The organism is Ramlibacter sp. (assembly GCF_035706265.1).
Classification (GTDB): Bacteria; Pseudomonadota; Gammaproteobacteria; order Burkholderiales; family Burkholderiaceae_C; genus Ramlibacter.
The window spans coordinates 1-2,095 of the sequence record NZ_DASSVG010000681.1 but is presented as its reverse complement, the minus strand read 5'-3'; the positions used below and the strand labels follow the sequence as shown (position 1 = coordinate 2,095).

Annotated in this window: 2 protein-coding genes and 1 pseudogene; all 3 read right to left on the bottom strand. The window is 65.1% G+C overall.

All coding sequences use genetic code 11. The features are described 5' to 3' along the window. Nucleotides 1-31: 31 nt before the first annotated feature. Nucleotides 32-883 (bottom strand): sn-glycerol-3-phosphate ABC transporter permease UgpE, encoded by an 852-nt coding sequence (gene ugpE, locus VFM98_RS24520; RefSeq protein ID WP_325112509.1) that lies wholly within the window; start codon nt 881-883, stop codon nt 32-34. Beyond that, nucleotides 883-1,764 (bottom strand): sn-glycerol-3-phosphate ABC transporter permease UgpA, encoded by an 882-nt coding sequence (gene ugpA / locus VFM98_RS24515; protein ID WP_325112508.1) that lies wholly within the window; start codon nt 1,762-1,764, stop codon nt 883-885. Before ugpA ends, ugpE begins: the two co-directional genes overlap by 1 nt. 8 nt (nt 1,765-1,772) lie before the next feature. Further along, nucleotides 1,773-2,095, bottom strand: a pseudogene (locus VFM98_RS24510) (sn-glycerol-3-phosphate ABC transporter substrate-binding protein); the annotation flags it as partial.

The following is a 2,095-nucleotide window of genomic DNA, read 5'->3' as shown; positions in this document are numbered from 1 at the left end:
CACGCCGCTGATGCCGACGGTCGCCATCGGTTCACTTCTCCGTCTCGACGAGGCCGCGCACGAACAGGCGCTGCATGGCGAGCACCACGGCGACCGGCGGCAGCATGGCGAGCAGCGCGGTCGCCATCACCAGATGCCATTCGGCGCCGGCGTCCATCACGTTCACCATGCGGCTGATGCCCATGACCACCGTGTAGCGGCTTTCGTCCGAGGTGATCAGCAGCGGCCAGAGATACTGGTTCCAGCCGTAGATGAACTGGATGACGAACAGCGCGGCGATGCTGGTCTTCGACAGCGGCAGGATCACGTCCCAGAAGAAGCGCATCGGCCCGGCGCCGTCGATGCGCGCCGCCTCGGCGAGCTCGTCAGGGATGGTGAGGAAGAACTGGCGGAACAGGAACGTCGCGGTGGCCGAGGCGATGAGCGGCAGGGTCAGGCCGACGTAGCTGTTGATCATGCCAAGATCGGAGACCACCTGGAAGGTCGGGATGATGCGCACCTCGACCGGCAGCATCAGCGTGACGAAGATCATCCAGAAGAAGAAATTGCGCAGCGGGAATTTGAAGAACACGATCGCGAACGAGGCGATGATCGAGATCGCGATCTTGCCGAGCGCGATGGCGAGCGCCACCACCAGGCTGTTCAGCATCATCTGCGCCACCGGGCCGCTGGTGATGCCGCGCGTGGTGCCGGTGCCGAGCACCGTTGAGTAGTTCTGCCATAGCTGGTCCCCGGGCAGCAGCGGCATCGGCACGGTGAGGATTTCCTCCAGGGTGCGCGTCGAGGCGACGAACGTGACGTAGAGCGGAAACGCCACCACCACGATGCCCGCGATCAGCACCGCGTGGGAGAACAGGTTCAGCCAGGGACGGTTCTCCACCATCAGTACTGCACCTTGCGCTCGATGTAGCGGAACTGCACCACCGTCAGCGCGATGACGATCGCCATGAGGATCACCGACTGCGCCGAGGAGCCGCCCAGGTCGGCCGCTTTCACGCCGTCGTAGTAGACCTTGTAGACCAGGATCTGCGTGGCGCCGGCCGGCCCGCCCTGCGTGGTGGCGTCGATCACGCCGAAGGTGTCGAAGAACGCGTACACCACGTTTACCACCAGGAGGAAGAACGCGGTGGGCGAGAGCAGCGGGAACACCACGGTCCAGAAGCGCCGCCCGGGTCCCGCGCCGTCGATCGCCGCCGCCTCGATCAGCGAGCGCGGGATCGACTGCAGGCCGGCGAGGAAGAACAGGAAGTTGTAGCTGATCTGCTTCCAGGTCGCGGCGATCACCACCAGCAGCATGGCCTGGTCGCCCTGCAGCACCCAGTCCCAGTGGATGCCGATGGCGCGCAGCGCGAAGGTGACGATGCCGATCGACGGCGCGAACAGGAAAAGCCACAGCACCCCCGCGACCGCGGGAGCCACCGCGTAGGGCCAGATCAGCAGCGTGCGGTAGGCGAGCGCGCCGCGCATGACCCGGTCGGCCATGGCGGCAAGCAGCAGCGAAATGGCGATGCCCGCGCCGGCCACCAGCGCGCTGAACAGCGCGGTGATGCGGAACGAGTGCAGGTAGCTCGAGTCGTTGAACAGCGCGGCGAAATTCGCCAGGCCGACGAACTGGGTGCGCTCGCCGAACGCGTCCTGGAGCTGGAAGGAGTACCAGCCCGCCTGCACGGCGGGCCAGAAGAAGAAAATGATCGTGACGGCAATCTGCGGGGCCACCAGCGCATACGGCAGCCACGCAGACCGGAAAACGACCCGCTTTTCCACTTACTGACTTACTTGTTCGCGGCTTCGAACTTCCTCAGGATGTCGTTGCCGCGCTTCACCGCGTCGTTCATCGCGGTCTTCGCATCCTTCTTGCCCGCGAATACCGCTTCCATCTCCTCCTCGATCACCTCGCGGCCCTGCACGTAGTTGCCGAAGCGCAGGCCCTTCGAGTTCGCCGTCGGCGGCTTGTTGGTGAGCTGCTTGACCGCCAGCTCGGCGCCCGGGTTCTTGTCATAGAAGCCCGACTTCTTCGTCTCCTCGTAGGCCGCGATGGTGATGGAGACGTAGCCGGTGGCGGTGTGCCAGTCCATCTGGATGTCGGGCTTCGAGA